The sequence below is a fragment of the Leucobacter chromiisoli genome (assembly GCF_016522505.1).
Lineage (GTDB): Bacteria > Actinomycetota > Actinomycetes > Actinomycetales > Microbacteriaceae > Leucobacter > Leucobacter chromiisoli.
Genome location: NZ_JAEHOH010000017.1, coordinates 21,769 through 45,102, shown reverse-complemented (window position 1 = coordinate 45,102; position 23,334 = coordinate 21,769). Strand labels below are relative to the sequence as shown.

Sequence of the window (23,334 nt, the reverse complement as noted above, 5' to 3'; positions counted from 1 at the left end):
CGGCGGAGAGACGTGCTGACGATGGAGGACAACCGATGAGCAGACAGGTGCTGAGGCGCGGCGACCCGCTGCCCCAGATGACCTTTCCCCCAGTGCAGAACAGTGAAGGCGCAGATCCGGAGCGGCCGTTCGGCCTGCTCTGGGGTCTCGACCTCACCGACTGCAAGACGAGGAAGCAGGCGAAGCAGGATTGGCGCCGCGCCGTCGACGGGGTCAAGGCCGCGCTCGACCGCTACCCGAGCATCCGCCGGGTGTGCCTGACGTGCCTCCGCCCGCGGGCGTTCCCGGGGTCGGTGACGACGAAGGTGCCCGGTGGGCTCTCGCTGCAGCTCCACAACGATCTCGAGCGCGACCGCGGGCGCTACGTCCAGACACTCGTGCTGGACGCCACCGCGTGTCACGATCCCGCCGCACTGGGCGACAGGATCGAGGAGGTGTTCGAGGAGGGCTGCGACGGCTGGTCCGAGCTCACCCTCTCCTGGGACGAAGTGGCCGAGGACAGCATTCGCGAGGTCTGGGAGTCGCAGAACTTCTAGCCCTGCCGTCCGCGTTCACGCGGCTGCCGGGTGCGCTTCAAGCCAGGCGAGCACCTGCTGCGCGTGGGTGTTCGGCGGGAAGATCGGGTAGAAGGCGTGCTCGACGCGGCCGTCGCGCACGACGAGGGTGAGACGGCTGTACAGCCGGTCGTGCCCGGGTGCAGCGAAGGTGGGCAGCCGCAGCGCGTCGCCCAGGGCGAACGATTCGTCGGAGATCATCGTGAACGGCAGGTGCAGGCGCTCCACCACCTCGGCCTGATAGGCCGGATCCTGGCTCGACATGCCGTAGACCGCCTGTACGCCGGCGCTCTGCAGCTCGGTGAAGTGATCTCGGAAGTCGCAGGCCTCCGTCGAGCATCCGCGCGCGCCCGGTATCGAGTCCCAGCCCTCGGGGAGATCGACGCCCGGGCGTCCGGTCAGGGGGTAGAGGTAGATCACGGCCCGCCCGGGGCCGAGGTTCGCCAGGTCGGCCGTTCCGCCGTCGCTCGTGGGCAGCTCGACGGGCGGCATCTCGAGCCCCGGCAGGTGAGCGGCCGCGCCGTCGTCCTCGGGAACTGGTAGGTCGTCGGGCAGCCGGGTGTAGTCGGTCACGGGGCTCTTCCTCTCGGGTCGGGTGTGCGCGGTGGATCCGGCGCGTTCGGTGCGGGCGGTGCTGTCGGGGCGCTCGGTGCTGTGGTCGTGGTCGGCGCACGCTGTGGGCCCGGTGGCCTCGGCGGGACGCGCGGCACTCTGCTCGAGCCGCTCCTGCAGCGCCTCGCGGTGCGCGGTCAGCGACGCGATCACACGGTCGAGCTCGGCGATCGTGTCCCGGTAGGCCACGAGCGAGCTGACGCACTCGTCGCTGTGCTCGTGGCCGGCGTCGAGGCAGTCGATGAACGGGGCGGCCCGGCTCGGGGCGATGCCGAGGCCGCTCAGCTCGCGGATCTCCCGCACGGCCCGCACGTGCCGTTCCTCGAACTCGCGGTAGCCGTTCTCGCTGCGCCCCGGCGCGATCAGGCCGATCCGCTCGTAGTACCGGACCGCCTTCACCGAGACACCTGCTCGCGCGGCCAGCTCGCCGATGCGCATCTCCCACCTCCGAGAAACACGGTAGACCCTCCCCTCGGGGGCAGGGTCAAGTCCGAGGCACGAGCTGTGGCGATCTCGCTCATCGTCGCCGCGGCCCACTTCTCGCCGCTCGCCGCGCTCCCCGCAGCCGTGTTCTGGGTCTGGCACTACCTCTCCGGTGCGCTCTTCGCGATGATCATGGGGCGCCGACCCGTCACCGACGAGGGGTCGCGGCGCCCTCGGCGCTCAGCCGGAGATGCGCTCCGCCAGGAGCGCGCCGTGGGGGCGGGCCCCCGAGTCCCTGCGCGCGATCCGCTCCCGCACCGCGAACCCGGCGTTCTCGATCCTCCCGGCGAGGGCGTCTGCCGGCCACCGGTAGGCGGTGACCACCGCGTGAGGGAAGGGCTCGAGCTCGGGCCACTCGAAGAACCCGATCAGCAGCCCGCCGCCCGGGCGCAGGATCCGCGCGAACTCCGCGAGCGCCCGGTCGATCTCGGTCGGGGCCGTGTGGATCAGCGAGTACCAGGCGAGCACTCCGCCGAGCGACCCGTCGGGCGCCCCCGTGTCGACCAGGGTGGCCGAGCGGAACGCGGCCCCGGGAAAGCGCGCCCGCGCCGAATCGAGGAACTCGGGCACCAGGTCGATCCCCTCGACCGTCGACCCCGAGCTTCGCAGCAGGTCGGTCCAGTGACCCGGGCCGCAGCCGGCGTCGAGCAGGGGGCCGCGCTGTTCGCCGGCCCAGCGCAGGATGAGCGAGCGATCCTCCGCGTGCATCGCGTCCACCGATCCGAGCGCGTCGACGTACTCCTCCGCTCTCGCGCCGTAGGCCGTCCGCACCGTCCGATCCGTCTCGCTCGTCATTCGAGAATCCTCTCACGCGGGCCGTTCCCGCCGGCCGTCGCCAGGCCGATGGCGGTCGTGATGAGCCGCTCGATGACGCCGTCCGCCTCCTGCGCCCGCCCCCTCGCGAGTGCTCCGCTCGTCGCCCGGTCTTGGCGGTCCGGGTATCCGGTGATAGGGTTCGGCTGGCAGCAGCCACCCGTGCCGACCCGCTCCCGCGGCGGCCGACACGCGTTCCAGCACGACCCCCGCACCCGGGCGGCGTGCGCCCCGAGCGAAGCGAGGTGAGTATTCCGATGACGAGTGACAGTTGCAGTCATGAGCCGGAAACCGCGCTCGCCGCATCGCCCGCCCGCAGCTGACGGCGGCCCATGCACGCGCGCGGCGCGTCCGGCGGTCGAATCAGTAATCCGCGGGCAGCCCGCCGCGCAGCTCCTGTCACGGCGCGCGATCGGGATCGAGCCCGCACGGCGCGGAGGCCTTCGCCATCCGGCGATCCCGCGCGCCCCGAGGCGAAGGAGCGACGCCATGACCATCAACCAGAACCACGATCTCACCGCCGTGATCGACACGATCACCCAGGATCTCTCCGACAAGGATCTCGTGTCGTTGACGCAGACCCTGACCCCGCTGTCGGTCCCCGAGCTCGTGAGGACCTTCGAGCGTCTCGGTCTGCGTCAGCGCGCCGTCATCTTCCGGCTCCTCTCGAAGCAGCGGGCCCTGGAGGTGTTCGAGGAGCTTCCGCCCGCTCTGCAGGGAGACCTGCTCGACGGGCTGCAGGACGCCGAGGTCGCGAGGCTCTTCGCCGAGCTCGACCCCGACGACCGGATGTGGCTGCTCGACGAGGTCCCCTCGGCGCTCGCCCCGCGGCTCCTGCGCGGCCTGCCCGAGGCCGAGCGGCAGCTCGCCGCCGAGATGCTCGGGTACCCGCAGGGCTGCGTCGGGCGGAGGATGACTCCCGAGTACGTCTCGACCCGGTTCAACTTCACGGTCGGCCAGACGCTGGCTCGGGTGCGCGAGCGACTCGACGAGGCGGAGACGGTCTACACGCTGCCCGTGCTCGACGGCAGCCGTCAGGTGGTCGGGGTGGTGAGCCTGCGCGATCTGCTCGGCGCCGACGAGAGCGCGGCGATCGAGGCCATCATGCAACCGGCGCACACCGCGGAGGCCACCGACGAGGCCGAGTTCGCCGCGCGGCGGTGCGCCGATCTCGGCCTGCTCGCGCTGCCCATCGTCGACAGCGAGTCGAGGCTGGTCGGCATGTTCACCATCGACGACGCGGTCCGCATCCTCGAGCACGAGGAGAGCGAGGACGCGGCCAGGCAGGGCGGCGTGGAGCCGCTGCGGCGCCCCTACCTCTCGACGCCCGTGCTCACGCTCGTGCGTTCGCGTGTGGTGTGGCTGCTGGTGCTCGCCGTGGGCGCGACGCTCACGGTGCGCGTGCTGTCGGCCTTCGAGGCGACCCTCGAGCAGGTGACCGTGCTGGCCCTGTTCGTGCCCCTCCTCATCGGAACGGGCGGCAACACCGGCAATCAGGCGGCGACCACCGTGACTCGCGCGCTCGCGCTGGGGGATGTGAAGCCCCGCGACATCCTGAAGGTGCTGAGCCGCGAGCTGCGCACCGGCTGCGCGCTCGGGCTGCTGCTCGGGGCGCTCGGCTTCGCCGTCGCGGGGCTCGTGTACTCGCCGCTGATCGGGCTCGTGATCGGCCTCACCCTGCTCGCGGTGTGCGCGGCCGCCGCGACGGTGGGGGGAGCGATGCCGCTCGTGGCGCGCGCGATCCGCGTCGACCCGGCGGTGTTCTCCAACCCGTTCATCACGACCTTCGTGGATGCGACGGGCCTCGTCATCTACTTCCTGATCGCGCGCGCCGTCCTGCAGCTCTGAGGGGTGCTCCCCGCTCGGATGCCCGCGTGCCTTCCGTGGAGGCATCGGGATCCGAGCGGGTTATCCACAGGAGGATACGGGCGGCGTGATCGGCCTCATCAGGGGAATTACACCGATGTGATTACAGCTGCGTAATTCTGCTCACAGGCGGCGCGGAGACGGAGGCGGCGCTCAGGCGGCCGTGTTGCGCAGGAAGCGCTCGCGCAGGTTCTGCGCCTGCACGATGTCGTTCTCCCAGCTCTCGATCGACTCGCGATCGGGCGAGCTCTGGCCGCGCTCGCGAGCGATCCTCGCCCGGGTGTCTTCGACTTCCCGCTCCAGGCCGGCGATCACGATGGTCTGAACCGCGGTGGGCAATGCGCTGAATCCGGTGGATGTCATTGCTCCAGGCTATAAGCCCTCAGGGGGTGAACGCCAATAACAGACCGTTTCGAAGTCCGCGGAGGACGTTATCGAATCGTGAGGAATCCACGCATCCCGGGTGGTGCTGAGTGTTTCCTGAGTGGCCCGAGCGGGGTGGCGGAGCTGCGCCCGGCGGCACCGCGCACCGCTGTCGGCTCGCGCTGTCACCCCTTGGGGACGGGCGGTCCCAGCCAGAGCAGCACCGTGAAGACCGCGGCCACGGCGACCAGGATCGCGACGACCGAGAGCAGCGGGTGGCGCAGGATCCACGCCTGCACCCGCTCGGGGAGGCCTCGGGGCTCCTCGCCGCCGGGCGCGAGCCTCCAGCCGCCGGCGAGTCCGCCCCGGCGATCGAGCACGATCTCGAACGGCACTGTGGCGAACGGCACGATCGAGAGCAGCAGGCCGGCGACCCCGGTTCCGGCGTTCCAGCGCTGGTTCACCCAGACGAACACCGTGCTCACGCAGTACGAGAGGAAGATGAAGCCGTGGATCCCGCCCGCGATCGGCACCGCGGCCGCGGTGACGCCGGCTCCCCGCAGGATCAGCGCCGCGATGAGTCCGGCCCAGGTGATCGCCTCGGCGGTCGCGAACATGCGGAACAGGAGGCGGGGCGTCATGCGGATCCTTGCGGTCGGGGCGGGCGCTCGGGGTCGCGCCGGGGCAACCGGCGGCGGGCTCCGGCGCACTGCGCCAGGAGCGACGTCTTCGAACCGGCATCCACGCTACCCGGTCGCCGTGGGAGTACGCCGAGGGCGGGCGCCTTCGCGATGAAGACGCCCGCCCTGTGCTCGGTTCCGGTTAGCGGTCGTCGGAGACGACGACCTTGTCGGTGAGGCGCAGGCGCTCGCCGATGAAGCCGCCGAGCGCGGTGAGCAGCGAGATCACGATGAGGATGATCACGCCGGGCAGCGAGGTCGGCACGTCGGAGAGGCCGATCAGCCAGGTGGCGATGAAGGGGAGGAAGCCCGACAGCGCGCCGGCGATCTGGTAGCCGAGGCTGACGCCGCTGTAGCGCAGGCTGGCGGGGAACAGCTCGGTGAGCAGCGCGCCGGTCACCGCGTAGGTGATCGTGAGCAGCCCGATGCCGCTCGCCACCGCGAGGGTGATCGCCCAGGCCGATCCCGAGTCGATGAGCCAGAAGAGCGGGAACGCGGCGGCAGCGGTCGCGATGCCACCGATCAGCGTCACCCGGCCCGGGCCGATCTTCTCGGCGACGCGGCCGAAGAGCAGGATCACGATGATCTGCACCACCGCGGCGACGAGGGTCGCGTTCACCACGACCTGGCGATCCACGCCGAGGGTGTTCGTGGCGTAGCTGACCACGAAGGTGTTCATCACGTAGAAGCCGCCGACGCCGAGCAGCGCCGCGCAGATGGCCACGACGAGGCGGCCGAAGGCCTTGCGGAAGACCTGCAGCGCCGGCACCTTCTCGGTCTCGTCCATCTCGAGGAGCTGGTGGAAGACGGGCGACTCCTCGACCTTGAGCCGGATCCAGAGCGCGATGAGCAGCATGGGGAACGCGGCGAGGAAGGGCAGGCGCCAGCCCCAGGAGTCGAAGCTCTCGGGCGGGAGCAGCACGACGAGCGCGAACGCGCCCGAGGAGAGCAGCGTGCCCACGGGCGAACCGACCTGCACGAGCGCCGCGTAGCGGGCCCGCTTCTGCGGCGGCGCGTGCTCGATCGCGATGGTTGTCGCGCCGCCCCACTCGCCGCCGACCGCGAGGCCCTGCAGCAGGCGCAGGATCACGAGGAAGACCGGCGCCATGAGGCCGACGCTCGCGTACGTCGGCAGCACGCCGATCACGCCGGTCGCGACGCCGATCGCCACGATCGTGATGAGCAGCGTGGGCCGGCGGCCGATGCGGTCGCCGAGGATGCCGAAGAAGAACGCGCCGATCGGCCGGGCCGCGAAGCCGACCCCGAAGGTCGCGAGCGAGGCCAGCAGCGCCGCGGTCGCGTTCTCCTGGCTGAAGAACAGGCGGTTGAACACCAGCGCGGCGGCGGTGCCGAAGAGGAAGTAGTCGTACCACTCGAGTGCGGTGCCGACGAACGCCGCACGGGCGATCTTCGCGACATCGCCCGAGCTGACCTGCAGCATCGGTTTCTGAGTGCCGCCGCTTGCGCTGCTCATATTTCTCCTTTGAATCCGAATGGGGCCGACGGTCGCGCGAGTCGTGGGAACGGCGCGCTCGCAGGGCAGTGCCTCCCCATCGTCGCAGGCGATGCGGCGACGACCAATGGGAATGTGACCTCCGCGAAACCGGGAGCATTGGGTAAATGCACAACGTGGTGCCGCGCACGGAGCGCCCGCGGCGCGCACGGAGCGCGTCAGCCCGCCGGCTCCGACTCGGGGTCTGGCTCGCCCGCGAGCAGCACGTACGCCAGCGCGGCCTGGGCGGGGATCATCGGATCGAGGCCGGTCTCGGCGTGGAACAGCTTGAGGCGGTTCACGACGGTGTTGCGGTGGCAGCCGACGCGCACCGAGGTCTCCTTCACCGAGCCCGAGCCGAGGAACACCCTGACGGTGCGGAGCACGCGGTCGCGCTCCTCGGCGGTGAGCCCGTCGAGCCCGTCGAGGATCGAGCGGAAGTACCCGGGGATCAGCGAGTCGAGGTGCTCGGCCGCACCGAGGGCCCAGAGCTCCTCGATGTCGGTGAGCCGCTGCACCTCGGGCGCGAGCGAGTGCAGCTCGATCGCCGCCCGGGCCGCCGCCGGCACGGACCCCAGCCCCTCGACCCGGTGGACGTAGCAGGCGGGGATATCGGCGAGCTCCTTCGGCCAGCTCGACAGCGTCCCGGTGCGCACCCGGAAGAAGAGCAGCCACCCGCGGTACACGTAGCCGAACGTCTCGCGCTCGGCGAGCCGCAGCCCCACCTCGCGCCGCCGCTGCTCGGGAGCCGACCCCGGTCGCACGAGTATCACCTCGAACGCGCTGTCGGGTTCGACTCCGAGGCCGGCGGAGACCTCGCCCAGCAGCGCCTGGCTCAGCCGCGTCGCGTTGAACAGCTTCGAGATGTGCTGCTCGGTGGCGAGCCGCGAGTCGCGCTGCAGAATGGCGACCTCCGCCAGGAAGGCCTGCTGCACGTCGTTCACGTAGTCGTCGAGGGTCGTCATCAGGAACTCGAAGTGCTGCACCAGCACCGACGTGCGATCGGGCTCTGCGAGCTCGAGCAGCATGCGCCAGATGATGCGCAGGTCGAGCCGGATCGCCTCGATCAGCCGGTCGAGCGGCACGCCCTGGCGGGCCCGGCGCTTGCCGAGCCGCTCGGAGAACTCCGCGAACGCGTCGGAGGAACCGCCGTGCAGCCGCGCGATCACCAGCCGCATCGTCTCGGCCGCGGTGCGCAGGATGTCCTCCTCGGCCACCACGTCCGTGTCGTAGAGCGCGCGGCCGAGCAGCTCGTCCACGAATGTGCGCGCGAAATCGGGGATCCGCTCCTCGAGTTCGTCGAGCAGCTGCAGCCAGTCCTCGTGCACCATGCCTGCTAGTGTCGCGCGCGATGGGCATATGCACAATCCCGCTCCGTCCGCGGCGACGGAATGGGGATTGCACCGACCGGGGAACGGCGATTGTATGAGGGGGACAGGCGAAGGAGCGGCATGCGAATCGATCTCATCATCGAGCGGGCGAGAATCTGGACCGGCGACCCCGGGCGACCGCGGGCCGGCAGGGTCGGGGTGTGGGGCGGGCGCGTCTTCGGACTCGACGAGCAGCTCGACGGCGTGAGCGCGGACCTCGTGCTCGACGCCGGCGGGGCCTTCCTCGCCCCGGGCTTCAACGACGTGCACGCGCACTCGGTCTGGTTCGGGCAGACCCTGCTCGAGCTCGACCTCTCGGGCGCCGCGTCGGCCGAGGAGATGCTGCAGCGGATCGCCGGGCACGCGGCATCGCTGCCCGAGGGCGCCTGGGTCGTGGCCTCGAACTTCAACCCGCTTGGGATCCGGGGTTCCGCGGCCTCGCGCGACGACCTCGACCGGGCGACGGGCGGCAGGCCGCTCTGGGTGAAGCACGCCTCCGGCCACGCCTACACGCTCAACGGGGCAGGCCTCGCCGCCGTCGGCATCGCCGATCACCCGAGCGGGCACATCGACGGCGGGCGGATCGTCACCGACGCCTCGGGCCGGGCGACCGGGCTGATCGAGGAGAACGCGATGTCGATCGTGCAGCGCTACCACCTCCCGGATTCCCGCTCCGACATCGTGAAGGCGCTGCGCGCGGCCACCGAGCGGTACGTGAGCGAGGGGCTGACCTCGGTCACCGACGCCGGGGTGGCCGGCGGGTGGATCGGGCACAGCCCGCAGGAGTTCGGCGCGTACCAGCTCGCGCGCGAGCAGGGTGCGCTGCGCACCCGCATGCAGCCGATGATCGCGCTCGACGCGCTGCACGATCTCGCGGGGCACGACGACGATCCCGTCGCGTCCGGGCTCGACGCCGGCCTGCGCACGGGGCTCGGCGACGAGTGGCTGCAGCTGGGGCCGGTGAAGGTCTTCACCGACGGCTCGCTGCTCGGCTCCACCGCGGCGATGACCGAGGACTACGAGCAGTGCCCCGGCAACCACGGCTACCTGCTCGGCGAGCCCGAGGAGCTGCGCGAGAAGGTGCTGCGCGCGGCATCGGCCGGCTGGTCGCTCGCGCTGCACGCCATAGGCGATCGCGCCGTCGACTTCGCGATCGAGACCATCGCGGAGGCGCAGCGCCGCTCCGGCGCCCCGGCGATCCCGAACCGCATCGAGCACGGCGGCGTGGTGCGCGACGATCAGCTGCCGCTCCTGGCCGAGCACCGCATCGCGCTCGCACCGCAGCCGTTCTTCATCACGACCTTCGGTGACGGCATGGCTGCGAAGCTCGGCTCCGGCCGGATCGAGCGCTCGTACCCCGCGGCGAGCCTCCTGCGGCACGGGGCGATGCTGCCCGGCAGCTCGGATCGCCCCGTCGCCCCCGGCGCCCCCCTCGGCGTGATCCAGGCCTTCGTCGAGCGTCTGACCGAGAGCGGGGCGCCCTACGGGCCGAACGAGCGCATCAGCGCCGAGCAGGCGCTCGCCGCCTACACGCGCGGGTCCGCGGAGGCCACGGGCTGGGCGGGCCGCAAGGGCGTGCTCGCCCCCGGCATGCTCGCCGACATGGTCGTGCTCTCCGACGATCTCACCGCCGTGCCGAGCGAGCGCATCTCGCAGCTGGACGTGCTCGCCACCGTGGTCGGCGGCGAGCTGCGGCACGGCTCGCTGGACGAGCGGGGCTGACCGGACCGATCCCGGCCTTCCCGGGGCCGAGCCCCATCCCGGCCGGGCCCGTCCCGATCCCCACCGCGACACCGCCCCCGATCCCGACACCGAACACCGAGAGAACCGAGGACCGCGCATGAGCACACCGTCTTCTTCCGATCCCGCAGCCGCCTTCCTCGCCGACTGGGCCGAGCACACCCGCTTCGGCGCCGTCGAGGGGACGAACGGCGTCGAGCGGCAGGCCGCGAGCGAGGCGGACGGCGAGCAGCGCAAGTGGTTCGCCGCGCTGCTCGAGTCGCACGGCTTCACGGTTCACCGCGACGCCATCGGCAACCAGTTCGGCCTGCTCGAGCTCGTGCCCGGAGCGCCCTACGTGCTCACCGGCTCCCATATGGACTCGCAGCCCACGGCCGGCCGGTTCGACGGCGCCTACGGCGTGATGGCCTCGGCGCACGCCTGCTTCCGCGTGGCGGACGAGCTGCGGGCCGATCCGTCGCGGGCGCGCTGCAACCTCGCGATCGTGAACTGGTTCAACGAGGAGGGCTCCCGCTTCAAGCCCTCGATGATGGGCAGCTCGGTGTTCACCGGCAAGCTGCCCCTCGCCGACGCCCTCGCCACCCGCGATCCGCGCGGCGTCTCGGTCGAGAGCGCGCTCGACGCGCTCGGCGAACGCGGCGACTTCGCGGGGCTCGACGTGGCCTCGTACGCGGAGATCCACGTGCAGCAGGGCCGCAGCATGGAGGAGGAGGGGGTCACGATCGGCCTCGTGAACGCGACCTGGGCCGCGCACAAGTTCGAGTTCAGGGTGCGGGGCGCGCAGGCCCACAGCGGCGCCACCGCGATGCCGGATCGCCGCGACGCCATGCTCGGAGCCGCCAGGCTGGTCGTGGCGGCGCGGGAGCTCGTCGACGAGTTCGAGCCCGGCGCGCTGCACACGGCGTGCGGGGAGCTGAACGCCTACCCCAACTCGCCCGTCGTCGTCGCCAGCGAGGTGCAGCTGCTGCTTGACCTGCGCTCGCCGAGCGCCGAGGTGATCCGGGCGGCGCACGCGTCGCTCATGAGCACGGTCGAGCGGGTGCAGCGCGAGGATCGCGTGGACATCGAGATCGTGGCCGAGCACAGCTGGGACCAGAACCCGTACCCCGAGGCCGGGCTCGAGCTCGCGCGCGAGGTCGCCGCTGAGCTGGGGCTCCCGCACGACCGGGTGATGACCGTGGCGGGCCACGACTCGACGAACATGAAGGACGCCGTGCCGACCGTGATGCTCTTCGTGCCGAGCGTCGACGGCATCTCCCACAACCTCGACGAGTTCACGCGCGACGAGGATCTGGTGGCCGGGCTGCAGCAGATGACGGGTGTGGTGCGCCGCCTCGCCGCCGGTGCGCTGGCAGCGTCCGGCGCCACGGCCTGAGACGCAGCAGGGGCCGGGGCCGTCATCGGACGGCCCCGGCCCCTGCTCGGCGAGGCGGCTACTCGGTGAGCAGGCCCTCGAAGGCGTCGGGGTTCTCCTCGATCCAGGCGTCGACGGCGCCCTCGGGATCGTCGGCGTACTCGTCGCTCGTGACGAGCTCCTCGAGCGCGCCGTAGGCGTCGTCGTCGAGCTGCAGCGACGCCATGAACTCGGCGGCCTCGGGGAACTCGTCGGCGAAGCCGCTCTTGCCGAGGAAGTGCAGTCCCTCGGGCTCGCCCATCGCGCCCTTCGGATCCTCGAGATCCTTGACGGGGAACGCGGCGTTCGCCCAGAAGGGGCGCCACAGCGTGACGACGATGTCGTCCTCGTTCTCGACCGCCTCCTGCAGCGTGGCGAGCATGGTCGCGGTCGACGAGGTGACGAGCTCGTACTCGCCATCGAGCTCGTACTCGGGCATCGCGACGTCCTGCGTCTGACCGGTGAGGCCGGCGCCCGGCTCGATGCCGATGATCTCGCCGCCGAAGCGGTCGGCCTGGCCCTTCAGGTCCTCGATCGAGTTCACGTCGTCCATGTACTCGGGCACCGCGAGGGTGAGCACCGCGCCCTCGTAGTAGGTGCCGATGTCCTCGATGTCGGCGCCGAACTCGTCCATGTAGTCGGCGTGGGTCACCTCGGGCCAGGCCGAGGGGAACATGTCGAAGTCGCCGTTCGACAGGCCCGCGTAGATGACGCCGGCGTCGGTGAGCTCCTCCATCTCGACGTCGTAGCCCATCTTCCCGAGCTGATCCTCGAGCAGGTAGGCCATGCTCTGTCCGTCGGTCCAGCTGGGGAGGAATCCGAAGGTGATGGTGCCCTTGTCACCGCCCTCCTCGCCGGCGCCCCCGGCGTCGCCCGAGCAGCCGGCGAGCGCGAGGCTGACCGCTGCGCCGAGGGCGAGCATTCCTGTGAGTCGCTTCTTCATGGGTGTCTTCCTTTCTTCTCGCGCGGATCCGCACGAGGGGTGGGGATGGTGTCGAACAGGTCTGGGTGGATCCTCGGCGCCGATCCCGCGATCAGAGGCCGGAGAGGCCTCCGGTCGCGGGCCGCAGCGACTGCTTCTCCCGCTCCGCGTCCTGCTGGGCGCTCTCGGCGCCGTCCTGCGGGGTGGAGGCGTGGGGGTCGGTGCTCGCCGGTCGTGAGGCGGCGCGCTTCTTGCGCAGCATGCCGAGCAGAGAGTGCCTGTAGTCGCTCGGGTTGCCGAGGGCGGCGGTGACGCGGTCCAGGAACACCGCGAGGATCACGACGCCGAGGCCCGCCTCGACGCCCTGGCCGATGTTCAGCGTCGATATGGCGGCGACGACCTCCTTGCCGAGGCCGTTCGCGCCGGCCATGCCGGCCACGACCGCCATCGACAGCGCGAGCATGATGACCTGGTTGATGCCGGCCATGATCGTCGGCGTCGCGAGCGGCAGCTGGATGCCGCGCAGGATCTTGCCGGGGGTGGCGCCGAAGGCGTAGCCGGCCTCGACGGTCTCCGCGTCGACGCCGCGGATCCCGAGCTCGGTGAAGCGCACGCCCGGGGGCAGCGAGAACAGCACGGTGGCGAACACGCCGGGCACGAAGCCGATGCTGAAGAAGAGCACGGCGGGGATCAGGTAGACGAACGCCGGCATCGTCTGCATGAAGTCGAGCACCGGCTTGATGACCGCGCTGAAGGTGTCGTTGCGCGCGGCGAGGATGCCGAGCGGCACGGCGATGACCACGGCGATCAGGGCCGCGATGAGCACGAGCGCGAGCGTCAGCATCGCGTTCTCCCACTGGCCCATGCCGACGACGAGCAGCATCGTCAGGGCCGTGCCCAGCGCGAGCTGCCACGAGCGCACGAGCCAGCCGATCAGGGCGAACACCAGGATCAGCGCCGGGAAGGGGATGGCGACGAGGATGTCGGCGAGGCCCTCCACCAGCCACTTCACGACGAGCGTGATGAAGTCGAGGAGCCACCGGAAGGTGTCCTTGAACCAGTCGAGGCCGTCGTCAGCCCAGGTCCCGACGGGAATGCGGAATCCGTCCATCAGCGAACCTCCTCGCTCTCGTCGGCGAACGCTCCGACGGCGCCCTCCGGGGCGCTGCCGTTGAGCGTGGCGGTGATCATCGCAGCGGGCACGTCGGGCGTCGGCTCGATGACCGGGATCTCGGTCGTCACGGCGGGCAGGTCCGCGAGCGCGGCGAGGAGCGTGACGCGCGGCACGACGCCGATCAGGCGATCCCGGCTGTCGGTGACCGCGATCGGGAGCGGGCTCTCGACCGCGTACTCGAAGAGCTCGGCGATCAGCTGATCGGGCTGCACGACGGACGGGGTGGGGCGCAGGCGCGCGGCGAGGTCGGTGTCGCCCTCGCGCACCTGGCGCAGCACGTCCTTGTCGCGCACCACGCCGAGCAGCCGCCGGTCGCCCGAGGTGACGAAGCAGGCCGAGGTCTGCAGGTCGCGCATGGTCTTGAGGGCCGTGCGGGGGCCCGCGGAGGCGGGGACCACCGCGTGCGGAGGCTCCATCACGTCGGCGGCCGTGAGCACCCGGGCGCGGTCCACGTCCTGCACGAACTGCGCGACGTAGTCGTTGGCGGGGTCGGTGAGGATGTCGTTCGGCGTGCCCACCTGCACGATGCGGCCGTCGCGCATCACGGCGATCCGGTCGCCCAGGAACATGGCCTCGTTGAGATCGTGGGTGATGAAGACGATGGTCTTGCCGAGCTCCTGCTGCAGCTCGACGATCTGCTCCTGCATCTCGCGTCGGATCAGCGGGTCGAGCGCCGAGAAGGCCTCGTCCATGAGCAGGATGTCGGTCTCGGCCGCGAAGGCGCGGGCGATGCCGACGCGCTGCTGCATGCCGCCCGAGAGCTCGCTCGGGTAGCTGTTCTCGCGACCGGCCAGGCCCACGCGCTCCAGCCACCGGGCGGCGCGCTCCTGACGCTCCGCGGGGGAGACGCCCTGCAGCTCGAGGCCGTAGGCGACGTTGTCGAGCACGGTCCGGTGCGGCAGGAGGGCGAAGTGCTGGAACACCATCGACATGCGGTCACGGCGCAGCTCGCGGAGCTCGGCCGCGCTGCGGCCCACGACCTCGGAGCCGAAGACCTTGATCGAGCCGTCGGTCGTCGGGTTGAGACCGTTGAGCATGCGGATGAGCGTCGACTTGCCCGAGCCCGAGAGGCCCATGACCACGAAGATCTCACCGGGCTTCACGTCGAAGCTGGCGTCGATCACCGCGGCGTTGCCGATGGCCTGCAGCTGCTCGCGGGAGGCTCCCGAGCGGAGGCGCTTCACCACCTCCTTCGGCCGCTTGCCGAAGACCTTGTAGACGTGGGACACCTCGATCGCGGGCGTATCGGCGGGGTCGCTCCTCTGCTCGGTGGCAGGGGCGAGGGGGGAACTGGTCACGATGCACTCCTTGCGGGCACGCTGAGGGTGCCCGGGCAGTGGTCCGGGTTCGCGGTGCGGGGACACTCGCGGCCCTGATCATCGGGGCCGGCGTCTTACCCACTGGGCGGCCATCGGGACCCCCCAATCACGGCGAACCATACGCCCCTCGCCTTCCGCTTCGGAAGCTCGTGCGATGGCCGCGGTCCGTGTGTTCGAGCGTTGTACGCTACCTCACGACGCTAACAACGCTTCGGTGAGCCGTGCAAGGCGAGACCCCTCGATTTCGTGTGAGGGTGGAGGGTTGGTTATGCGCTGACCTGGGGTTTTCTTCGATACACCATTGTTACCTACCCGGGCGGCGTCGCGCCTGGTTTCCGCTCCTGCCCCGCGGGAAGCGCCGCCCCGGGCGCTACAGGAGCCCGAGCTCGGAGGCGCGGCGAACCGCCTCCTCGCGACGGGCGACGCTCTGCTCAGGGGTTCGAGCAGGCGACCCTGCTCAGCAGGGCGAACTCCTAGGCGTTCACACCCAGATCCTGCTTGATCTTGGTCGTCGAGACACCCTCGGTGCGATCCAGATAGATCAGCTCGCAGTGATCGCGCAGCACCTCGAAGCGAGGATCGCCCTCCCAGTCGCCGCCCATCACCACGGTGTCGATCTCGTAGCGCTGCACGTCGCCGACCTTCTGCTCCCAGTCGTTCTCGGGGATCACGAGGTCGACGTAGCGCACCGCCTCGAGCATCATCTTGCGCGTCTCGAAGTCGTGATAGGTCTTCTTGCCCTTGCCGGCGTTGAACTCCTCGGTCGAGAGGGCCACGACCAGGTAGTCGCCCAGGGCGCGAGCGCGCTGGAGCAGGCGGATGTGCCCCCAGTGGAGGAGGTCGAAGGTGCCGTAGGTCAGGATGCGCTTCACGGCTCCATCCTATGCACAGCCTCGGAGCGCCGACCTCGACGCGGTGGGCGGCGGCTTCCCTCCCCGCGCGAAGCGGCGTACCCTCGCAGTAAGGGGGCGCCCTCGGGGTCGCGGGGCGCCGCGGGCCGAAGGAGGACGCCATGCGTGTGGAAGACAAGCGCGAGTTCCACGATCACGAGTCGGATCCGGCGCACAACGACGAGCTCGGGCACGAGTGGGTCGACGAGGGCGGTGCGTCGCACCTCGGCCCCGCCACCCACCTCGGATCCGGGCGTCCGGAGCGCGAGGAGGAGGAAGAGGCCGAGTAGCCGCGCAGCCGTTCGACATAGGCTGAGGCCATGACCGAGCCGCGCCACATCGTACGCAAATGGGTGAAGCCCGAAGACCTCAACCAGCACGGGGCCCTGTTCGGCGGGAGGCTCCTGCAGTGGGTGGATGAGGAGGGCGCCATCGTCGCCGTCACGCAGCTCGGCACGACCGACGTCGTGACGAGGCACATGTCGGCCGTCGGCTTCGTCTCGCGCGCCGACCGCGGCGACCTGCTCGAGCTCGAGTACGGGGTGCGCCGCTTCGGCCGCACCTCCGTGACGCTGAGCTGCCGCGTGGAGAACGCGGTGACGGGTGAGGAGGTGCTGACGCTCGAGAGCATCGTGTACGTCTCCGTCGATCCCGACGGCACCCCCGTCGCCCACGGCCGCACCGTCGCGACGGGCGGCACGGAGCGCCTGCGCGAGTAGGCGCGGGATCCGTCCGGCGATCCGGCGCCGGTGGGCTGCCCCGGTGGCGCTGGTCTGCCGCCCCGGTGGCACCCGGCACCGCGCGGGTGCATGATGGGGGAAACACCACTCATGCAGAAGGAGCAACCATGGCATCCACCGAACCCACGCTGCACCAGCGAGCGGTCGACGGCATGCGGACGGCACTCGGCGTCGGCGGCCTCGTCGCGCTCGTCATCGGCGTGCTGATCCTCCTCTTCCCCGTGCAGTCGGGCGGGATCGCGATGGGGGTCGTCGCGGCCATCGTCGCCCTCTACACGCTCGTCGTCGGGGCCGTCTACCTGGGGTCGGCGCTGTTCACCAAGTCGCTGAGCGGGTGGGCTCGCACCGGCAACCTCCTGCTCGGGGCGCTCTACCTCGTCGCCGGCATCGTCGTCATGATCAACCTCGGTGCGGCCGCCGCGTTCCTCGGCATCTTCCTCGGCGTGCTCGTCGGCGTGATGTGGCTGATCGAGGGCGTCATCGCCCTCACCGCTCTGAAGCAGAGCCCGAACCGCGTGTGGACGATCGTCTACGGCGCGGTGAGCATCATCGCCGGCCTGGTGCTGGTCATCGCACCGCTCATGGGCGCCGTGACGCTGTGGCTGCTGCTCGGGATCTCGATGGTCGTCATGGGCGCGATCCAGATGGGCCGCGCCTTCTCGCTGCGGGCGCACTAGGCTCCGGCCGTCGGCGCCGCGCGCCCGACCCCGCGCGCCCGGGTCGCGACTCAGCGCATGCTCTGCAGCAGCTCGGGCGTGATCTCCTCGTCGCCGGCCGCGAGCGCGACGTACTTGCGCAGCACGACGAGCGACGAAGGCGAGGCCTTGTCGATCTCGGCGGCCACGAAGCGGTCGGTGCCGATCAGCTTCAGCGCCTCGCTCGCCGGCATCATCGCGCCCTTGACCTGGTCCGCCCGGGTGTCGGTCACGGCCGCGCGCAGCTTCGCCATCGACGTGAACAGGGGCAGCACGAGCTGACCCTTCGTCGAGCGGATGGTGCGGATCCTCGTCCCCTTCTTGCGCCCCTTGGCGGGTGCGCCCGTGACGTCGACGACGAGGTAGCCGCTCCTCAGCGCCGTGAGGAACGCCGCGAGGTGCTCGTGATCGGGGGTCGCCTGGAGGGCCTCGAGCGCCTCGAGCGCGGCGACGTTCTCGTAATCGGCCGAGAGGTCCTCCGGAACGCCGGGGGCCGGAGCATCCGGCGACTCCGCGCCGTGCGTTGCGTCCGCGCCGTTCGGATGGTCCGCCTTGTTCGATGCGTTCGCGCCGTTCGCCTGAGCCATGCGTCCCAGCCTAGCCAGTCGCCCGCGGGGACCGAGCCGGCGGCGCCTCCTCCTCGCCGATGCCGCGCGCCTGCAGCGCCGCCCCCGTCTGCTGCGCGTGGGCCACGGTGCGCAGCACCAGGGGCACGATGTAGGCCCGAGGACTGCGTTCGAGCCCGCGTGCGCGCGCGGCGGCGCGGGTCTCCGCCGCGATCCCGAGCACCGAGGGGATCGCCCGGATCACGAGCGAGAAAGCGAGAGCCACACGGTCGGGATCGGCGCCGAAGCGTCGCAGGGGGTGCAGCGCCCAGGTGATCGTGTCGGTCACGTCGGAGGTCGCGGTCGTGGCGGTGAAGGCGCTCGCCGCGAGGATCAGCGCGAGCAGGGTGCCGACGACGGCGAAGCCCCGCTCCCACCCGCTCTGCCATGCCTGGAAGGCGAACAGCGGCACCGCGACCCAGGCGAACCCGCGGGCGACCCTGCCGAACTCGCGCGGGCGGAGCCCCGCGGTCGCGGCGAGGGCGACGGCGATGACGAGGGCGGCGACCGTGCTCGGGACGCTGCGCAGGGCGATGGCCGCGGTCGCGAAGACGAAGAGGCCGACCAGTTTCGCCCCGGGGCGGAGGCGGTGCAGGAGCGTGTCGCCGGGCAGGTAGGAGCCGAGCGGGGAGCGCATCACGGCCTCGCGCTCATCTCGGTGTAGAAGTCGACGGCGTCGCGCGGGTCGCCGTCGAACACGACGCGCGCGTCGTCGACGACGAGCGTGCGGTCGGCCCGTGCTGCGAGCCCGAGGTCGTGCGTCACCACCACGAGCTGCTGGGGCAGGCCCATGAGCAGGTCGCCGATCATCCGGCTGTTGCGCAGGTCGAGCAGTGTCGTCGGCTCGTCGGCGACGAGGATCGCGGGGTCGGTCGCGAGGACGCTCGCGATGGCCAGCAGCTGCCGCTGGCCTCCCGAGAGCGTGTGGACGGAGCGGTCCGCGAGGTGCGACAGCCCGAAGCGGTCGAGCGTCTCGACGGCGGCGGCGCGGCGCTCCCTCTTGCCCTTGACCGTGCGGCGCAGCGACAGCGCGACGTCCTCCGCGGCGGTCGGCATCACGAGCTGGGCACCGGGATCCGTGAACACGAAGCCCACCAGGCGGCGCACGGCGGGGCCGTCGTGCACGGTGTCGAGCCACGGCGCCTCCGCATCGGCCCGAACCCGCACCGAGCCCGCGGTCGGCTCGACGAGTCCGTTCAGCAGTCGCGCGAGCGTCGACTTGCCCGAACCGTTCGCCCCGATCACCGAGATGCGACGCTCCGAGAGGGAGAGCGTGGTCGGGGAGAGGATCGTCGCGCCCTCGCTGCCGGCATCGGTGCTCGCGGCGCCTGCGGCTGCGGCTGCGGCTGCGGCTGGGCCCGCGGTTGTGCCGGGGCGGGTGGCCGCGCGGGTGCGATCGCCGCCCGTGCGCGTGCTTGCTGCGTCGGCGGACGGTACGACGACGGCTGCATCGTGCAATTCGATCACTCGGGGAATCCTACGGGAGAGGGAACGGGGGGTGTGTGGTGCTCGCTGGAGGAGGTGCTGGGCTGCGGAGGGGCGGCGAGGTGTTGCGGAGGGGCTGGGGTGCGCCGCGAAGGGGCAGCGGCGCGAGGCTAGCGCCGCCGGGGGAGCAGGGCCGGGAACGCGCGGTGCACGGCGGTGGCCACGATCCCGACGAGCAGGTTCTTGACGACGTCGCCGGGCCAGAACGCGAGGTCGGCGATGAACGCCTGCTGCAGGGTGAGCCCGCCCAGCCACGACATGCCGAGTGCGCCGAGCGGATGGATGAACACGATGCTGCTGACGAACCCCGCGGCGAAGACGAGCGGCACGCTCGCCGCGACCTTCGTGCGGGGCAGGCGCTCGACGATGAAGCCGCAGAGCAGCGCCGCGAGCGGCATCGCGACGAGGTAGCCGGCCGAGGGGCCGGCGAAGGGGGCGAGGCCGGCCGATCCTCCGGCGAAGACCGGGAGGCCGATCGCGCCGACGGCGAGGTAGAGCAGCACGGCGAGGAAGCCCCGCCGCGCGCCGAGCACCGCGCCGGCGAGGATCACGCCGAAGGTCTGCAGGGTGATCGGCACGAGACCGCCGACGCTGATGGCCGGCAGGATCGCGCAGACCGCGATCAGCGCCGCGAAGGTCGCGATGAGCGCGATGTCGGTCGCCGTGCTGCGGCGACGAGGGCGCGTGCCGGGCGCGGCCTCCTCGGCTGCCGGGCCTGCGGCCGACGAGCCTGAGGTCCCTGCGGCCGACGGGCCTGCGGTCGCTGAGGCCTCGGGCGCAGTGGCGGGATCGTGCTGGGTCATGGTGTCGAGCTCCCGGGAGGTGGGTTCAGGTTCGAGGAGGACCTGAACAGTGTTCAACTGAATGGTGTTCAGGTTAGCGATAGGATGGAGTCATGCGCAACTCCCGCTCAGACGTCGTCTCCGCGGCGCTGCGCGTACTCGACACCCAGGGACTCGAGAACTGCTCGATGCGCCGAGTCGCGACCGAGCTCGGCGTGCAGCCGAGCGCGCTCTACCACCACGTGCGCGACAAGCAGACGCTGCTCGCCCTGATGGCCGACGAGATCGTCAGCGGCATAGGTGCGGGTGTCGCCCTGGATGTGGGCACCGGAGCCGGAGCCGGTGCCGGCACCGGCACCGGAGCCGGCACCGGCACCGAGGCGGGCGCGGCGGGCGAGACCGGCGCGAGGGAGGCTGCGCGGCTCCTCTGCCGAGACCTTCGCGAGGCGATGCTCGCGGTGCGCGACGGCGCCGATGTCGTGGCGACGGCCTCGGCCTTCCGGCTCGGGGCGTCGAGCGTCGAGACCCGGTTGGGCGCGCTCGTCGGCGACGACGGCGCCCGCACGCTGCTGCTCTACACCTTCGGACACGCGCAGTCGACGCAGACCCACCGCCAGGCGGCGGAGTTCGGCGCGCTCACGGGAGGAGCGGGAGATCCCGCCGAGGGCGCCGGAGCGGCCGGCGATCTCGACGCCTCCTTCGACCGGGGCCTCGACATCATCCTCGCCGGCCTCGCGGCCTCCTGATCCGGGCGCCTCGACCGCTCGGGAAGCAGCCGGGCGCCGCAGCGGTCGCCCGGGCGCTGCGCAGGCGACCGGACGAGCGCACTACGCGGAGCACGCCAGCAGCAGCCGTTCCTCGCTCAGCTCGGCGCGCGGGATCTCGGTGGCGAGAGTGCCGTCGATCATCACGACCACCCGGTGGCAGAGTTCGACCAGCTGCTCGTGGTCGCCGGAGACGAGGATCACGGCCGCCCCGGCCTCGGCGCGTGCCACGATGCGATCCATCAGCTCGCGCCCCGCCGAGGGGTCGACGCCCTGCGTGGGCTCGTGCAGCACGAAGACGCTCGGCTCGAGCTGATCCCACTTCGCGAACATCACCTTCTGCTGGTTGCCTCCGCTGAATGAGGTCATGGCGCGCTCGGGCTCCGCCGGATGCAGTCGCACCGTGTCGAGGAGTCCGGCCGCGTACCGAGACTCCGCGCTCCGCCGCAGCCATCCCCCGCGGAAGAACCGCGACAGCACGGGAAGGGTGAGGTTCTCCCGGGCGCTTCCCTCGACCCAGCATCCTTCGCGCAGACGGTCCGCCGTGATCCTGCCGATCCCCGCGGCGATGCCGTCGGCCGGATGCCGGAGGACGACGGGCCTTCCGTCGATCTCCACGCTCCCCGAATCGGGGCGCCGATCTCCTGTCAGCAGGGCGGGAACGGCCTCGTGCCCCATCCCGAGCAGGCCGGTGATGCCGACGATCTCGCCCGATCCGACGGAGAGCGAGAACTCCCGCACCGGCCCCCCGCTGAGCTCCGAGATACGGACCCTCGTCTCGTCCGACCCGAGTTCCGGCGGGTCGGGGAAGAAGCTCCCCACCCGCTGCCCCAGCATGTGCTGCACCACCGAGTTGTGGTCGAGCTCAGCGATGGGGCCGGAGTGCACGACCCTGCCGTCGCGCAGGACCGTGGCGCGATCGCAGACCGAGAAGACCTCCCGGAGGCGGTGTCCGATGAAGATCACGCCGGCTCCGCTCGCGGCGATACGACGCATGAGGCCCAGCACCACCTCGGCCTCCGCTCGTCCCAGGGTCGCGGTCGGCTCGTCGAGCACGAACAGCCGGCCTCCGTGCTCGCTGTCGAGCACGTGCAGGGCGCGCACCACGGCCAGCATCGCGACATCGGCGGCGCTCAGGTCGGCGATCTTGGCGTGGAGCGGGATGTCGAGCCCGAGATCGTCGAGAAGGGCGCGATAGACCTCTGTTTCGCGGGCGACTCTGACAGGGGACAGCAGCCCCGCTCCGTAGCCGGTGCTGGCCCCCAGGTTCTCCAGCACGGTCATCTCCGGTACGAAGCCGGTGTCCTGGTGCACGACCGCGATCCCGTGCGCGGCCGCGTCGCGCACGGGCAGGGGAAGGTGGTGGCCGAAGACCTCGACTTGTCCGGCGACCGGGGCGTACACCCCGGTGAGGCACTTCACCAGGGTGCTCTTGCCCGAGCCGTTCAGGCCGAGCAGCGCGTGGATCTCGCCCCGTCCCACCTCGAGATCGACGTCGTCGAGCACGGTGACGCCGTCGAACGCCATCTCGAGCCCACGGACGCGAAGCGCGGCTTCCGCATCGGTCATCGCACCCGCCTCCTCCGGTCGGCGATCTTCGCGGCCGTCACCGCGATGATCAGGGCGAGACCGTAGAACACGTTGGTCACCCAGGTCTGAGCGCCGAGCACCTGCAGACCGGTGATGCCGACGACCAGCAGGTAGACGGCGATCACCGTGCCGAGTGCGTTGAACCGACCCAGCACCACCGCCGTCGTGCCGAGGAAGGCCGCGGCCAGCGGCTGCAGCATGAACTGCGAGCCGACGCCGGGATCCACGGCGCCGAACCAGCCGAGGAACACGAGACCGACGAGCGCGGCGAGCAGACCCGAGACCAGGTAGGCCCCGATCCGGATCCGATCGACGCGGATGCCGGCCAGGCGAGCAGACGCGGGATTGCCGCCGATGAAGAGGAGGTACCGGCCCAAGGGCGTCTTCTCGTAGACGTACCAGAGGATCAGCGCGAGGAGCCACGCGAACCAGGTGGCGGCCGGGATGCCGAGGATCGGAGCGCGGACGACGCCCACCAACTCCTGCGGGGCGCCCGACACGATGCTGGAGCCCGTGACGAAATAGCAGAGACCGGCGAGCGCCGAATAGGAGCCCAGCGTCGTCACGAACGAGTCGACACCGACCTTCACCACCAGCAGGGCGTTGATCAGCCCGACCACCGCCCCGAGGCCGAGAGCCGCCGATACGCTGACGAGCAGCGGCACCCCGGCCTTCGAAAGCACGATCGTGATCGCCGCGCTCGCGACCATGGTCTGGGAGATCGACAGGTCGAAACCTCCGCTGCGCAGCACGACGGTGGCGACGAGCGCGAGCAGCAGGATCAGCGACTGCGAGTTCAGCATGCCCGCGATGAGGCCCCAGGAACGGAACTGCGGGATGGCGATCATGCACAGCAGGAAGAGACCTGCCAGGATCAGGACCAACACCCAGTTGGCGCCGATGAAGCGGGGCGCCCTGCTCCGGAGCGCGGCCCCGGTCTCGGGGGGCGGGGTCGTCGGCCCTGCGGTCGAGGCGACTTCTGCAACCATGGCGGTTCTCTTC

The 23,334-nt window shown here is 71.2% G+C and carries 24 protein-coding genes; 8 read left to right on the top strand and 16 right to left on the bottom strand.

Annotation, left to right across the window (positions count from 1 at the left end; translation table 11 throughout):
• The first annotated feature begins 35 nt into the window (after window positions 1-35).
• Entirely contained in the window at window positions 36-536 is a 501-nt protein-coding gene (locus JD276_RS12365; RefSeq protein WP_200115966.1) for a hypothetical protein, read from the top strand.
• Between the two features lie 15 nt (window positions 537-551).
• On the opposite strand, the gene JD276_RS16205 is transcribed toward JD276_RS12365, so the two are convergent.
• Both JD276_RS16205 and JD276_RS12355 read right to left on the bottom strand, forming a co-directional pair.
• Window positions 552-1,604 (bottom strand): MerR family DNA-binding transcriptional regulator, encoded by a 1,053-nt coding sequence (locus JD276_RS16205; protein ID WP_200115965.1) that lies wholly within the window; start codon window positions 1,602-1,604, stop codon window positions 552-554.
• Window positions 1,605-1,829: 225 nt separating this feature from the next.
• Window positions 1,830-2,444, bottom strand: coding sequence for a class I SAM-dependent DNA methyltransferase (locus JD276_RS12355; protein WP_200115964.1), 615 nt, complete (start codon window positions 2,442-2,444; stop codon window positions 1,830-1,832).
• 507 nt (window positions 2,445-2,951) lie between these two features.
• Between JD276_RS12355 and mgtE the strand changes: the two genes are divergently transcribed.
• The gene (gene mgtE, locus JD276_RS12350) at window positions 2,952-4,310 is read left to right on the top strand and encodes a magnesium transporter (protein ID WP_200115963.1); all 1,359 of its coding nucleotides are present in this window, start codon (window positions 2,952-2,954) and stop codon (window positions 4,308-4,310) included.
• A gap of 171 nt (window positions 4,311-4,481) precedes the next feature.
• Here mgtE and JD276_RS12345 read toward each other — a convergent pair whose 3' ends face one another.
• From JD276_RS12345 to JD276_RS12330, 4 genes are all read right to left on the bottom strand, one after another.
• Window positions 4,482-4,691 (bottom strand): hypothetical protein, encoded by a 210-nt coding sequence (locus JD276_RS12345; protein ID WP_200115962.1) that lies wholly within the window; start codon window positions 4,689-4,691, stop codon window positions 4,482-4,484.
• A 185-nt stretch (window positions 4,692-4,876) separates the two neighbouring features.
• Entirely contained in the window at window positions 4,877-5,332 is a 456-nt protein-coding gene (locus tag JD276_RS12340; protein WP_200115961.1) for a DUF3817 domain-containing protein, read from the bottom strand.
• Between the two features lie 181 nt (window positions 5,333-5,513).
• Entirely contained in the window at window positions 5,514-6,845 is a 1,332-nt protein-coding gene (locus JD276_RS12335; protein ID WP_200115960.1) for an MFS transporter, read from the bottom strand.
• A 197-nt stretch (window positions 6,846-7,042) separates the two neighbouring features.
• A complete protein-coding gene (locus JD276_RS12330) occupies window positions 7,043-8,194 on the bottom strand; it encodes an RsbRD N-terminal domain-containing protein (RefSeq protein ID WP_200115959.1) in 1,152 nt (383 codons plus the stop codon).
• Between the two features lie 120 nt (window positions 8,195-8,314).
• On the opposite strand from JD276_RS12330, the gene JD276_RS12325 reads away from it, so the two are divergent.
• On the top strand, window positions 8,315-9,955 hold the full coding sequence (locus tag JD276_RS12325; protein WP_200115958.1) for an amidohydrolase: 1,641 nt from the start codon (window positions 8,315-8,317) through the stop codon (window positions 9,953-9,955).
• Between the two features lie 118 nt (window positions 9,956-10,073).
• Window positions 10,074-11,348 carry a M20 family metallo-hydrolase gene (locus tag JD276_RS12320; RefSeq protein WP_200115957.1) on the top strand — a complete coding sequence of 425 codons (1,275 nt, stop codon included), beginning with the start codon at window positions 10,074-10,076 and terminating at the stop codon, window positions 11,346-11,348.
• Window positions 11,349-11,406: 58 nt separating this feature from the next.
• On the opposite strand, the gene JD276_RS12315 is transcribed toward JD276_RS12320, so the two are convergent.
• The 4 genes from JD276_RS12315 to tagD all read right to left on the bottom strand — a co-directional run bounded on the left by JD276_RS12315 (window position 11,407) and on the right by tagD (window position 15,653).
• On the bottom strand, window positions 11,407-12,309 hold the full coding sequence (locus tag JD276_RS12315) for a glycine betaine ABC transporter substrate-binding protein (RefSeq protein WP_200115956.1): 903 nt from the start codon (window positions 12,307-12,309) through the stop codon (window positions 11,407-11,409).
• Between the two features lie 91 nt (window positions 12,310-12,400).
• Window positions 12,401-13,399: an ABC transporter permease gene (locus JD276_RS12310; RefSeq protein ID WP_200115955.1), complete on the bottom strand. Its 999-nt coding sequence runs from the start codon at window positions 13,397-13,399 to the stop codon at window positions 12,401-12,403.
• Window positions 13,399-14,760: a quaternary amine ABC transporter ATP-binding protein gene (locus tag JD276_RS12305; RefSeq protein WP_307866560.1), complete on the bottom strand. Its 1,362-nt coding sequence runs from the start codon at window positions 14,758-14,760 to the stop codon at window positions 13,399-13,401. The genes JD276_RS12310 and JD276_RS12305 overlap by 1 nt, the downstream gene beginning before the upstream one ends.
• Before the next feature lie 494 nt (window positions 14,761-15,254).
• Entirely contained in the window at window positions 15,255-15,653 is a 399-nt protein-coding gene (gene tagD / locus JD276_RS12300; RefSeq protein WP_200115954.1) for a glycerol-3-phosphate cytidylyltransferase, read from the bottom strand.
• A gap of 140 nt (window positions 15,654-15,793) precedes the next feature.
• Here tagD and JD276_RS12295 point away from each other — a divergent pair, with 140 nt between their 5' ends.
• The 3 genes from JD276_RS12295 to JD276_RS12285 all read left to right on the top strand — a co-directional run bounded on the left by JD276_RS12295 (window position 15,794) and on the right by JD276_RS12285 (window position 17,088).
• On the top strand, window positions 15,794-15,961 hold the full coding sequence (locus tag JD276_RS12295) for a hypothetical protein (protein WP_200115953.1): 168 nt from the start codon (window positions 15,794-15,796) through the stop codon (window positions 15,959-15,961).
• Window positions 15,962-15,991: 30 nt separating this feature from the next.
• Entirely contained in the window at window positions 15,992-16,390 is a 399-nt protein-coding gene (locus JD276_RS12290) for an acyl-CoA thioesterase (RefSeq protein ID WP_200115952.1), read from the top strand.
• Window positions 16,391-16,518: 128 nt separating this feature from the next.
• Entirely contained in the window at window positions 16,519-17,088 is a 570-nt protein-coding gene (locus JD276_RS12285) for an HdeD family acid-resistance protein (protein ID WP_200115951.1), read from the top strand.
• Between the two features lie 50 nt (window positions 17,089-17,138).
• Here the strand turns inward: JD276_RS12285 and JD276_RS12280 are convergent, their stop codons facing one another.
• The 4 genes from JD276_RS12280 to JD276_RS12265 all read right to left on the bottom strand — a co-directional run bounded on the left by JD276_RS12280 (window position 17,139) and on the right by JD276_RS12265 (window position 19,999).
• Window positions 17,139-17,693: an SseB family protein gene (locus JD276_RS12280; protein WP_200115950.1), complete on the bottom strand. Its 555-nt coding sequence runs from the start codon at window positions 17,691-17,693 to the stop codon at window positions 17,139-17,141.
• Between the two features lie 10 nt (window positions 17,694-17,703).
• Window positions 17,704-18,348, bottom strand: coding sequence for a CbiQ family ECF transporter T component (locus tag JD276_RS12275; RefSeq protein ID WP_200116001.1), 645 nt, complete (start codon window positions 18,346-18,348; stop codon window positions 17,704-17,706).
• Complete coding sequence (locus JD276_RS12270; protein ID WP_307866562.1) at window positions 18,348-19,001, bottom strand: energy-coupling factor ABC transporter ATP-binding protein; 654 nt, start codon at window positions 18,999-19,001, stop codon at window positions 18,348-18,350. Before JD276_RS12270 ends, JD276_RS12275 begins: the two co-directional genes overlap by 1 nt.
• Window positions 19,002-19,306: 305 nt before the next feature.
• Complete coding sequence (locus tag JD276_RS12265) at window positions 19,307-19,999, bottom strand: biotin transporter BioY (RefSeq protein ID WP_200115949.1); 693 nt, start codon at window positions 19,997-19,999, stop codon at window positions 19,307-19,309.
• A 92-nt stretch (window positions 20,000-20,091) separates the two neighbouring features.
• Here JD276_RS12265 and JD276_RS12260 point away from each other — a divergent pair, with 92 nt between their 5' ends.
• Window positions 20,092-20,724 (top strand): TetR family transcriptional regulator, encoded by a 633-nt coding sequence (locus tag JD276_RS12260; RefSeq protein ID WP_200115948.1) that lies wholly within the window; start codon window positions 20,092-20,094, stop codon window positions 20,722-20,724.
• Between the two features lie 81 nt (window positions 20,725-20,805).
• Here the strand turns inward: JD276_RS12260 and JD276_RS12255 are convergent, their stop codons facing one another.
• Entirely contained in the window at window positions 20,806-22,311 is a 1,506-nt protein-coding gene (locus JD276_RS12255) for a sugar ABC transporter ATP-binding protein (RefSeq protein ID WP_200115947.1), read from the bottom strand.
• On the bottom strand, window positions 22,308-23,321 hold the full coding sequence (locus tag JD276_RS12250) for an ABC transporter permease (protein ID WP_200115946.1): 1,014 nt from the start codon (window positions 23,319-23,321) through the stop codon (window positions 22,308-22,310). The genes JD276_RS12255 and JD276_RS12250 overlap by 4 nt, the downstream gene beginning before the upstream one ends.
• Between the last annotated feature and the right edge of the window lie 13 nt (window positions 23,322-23,334).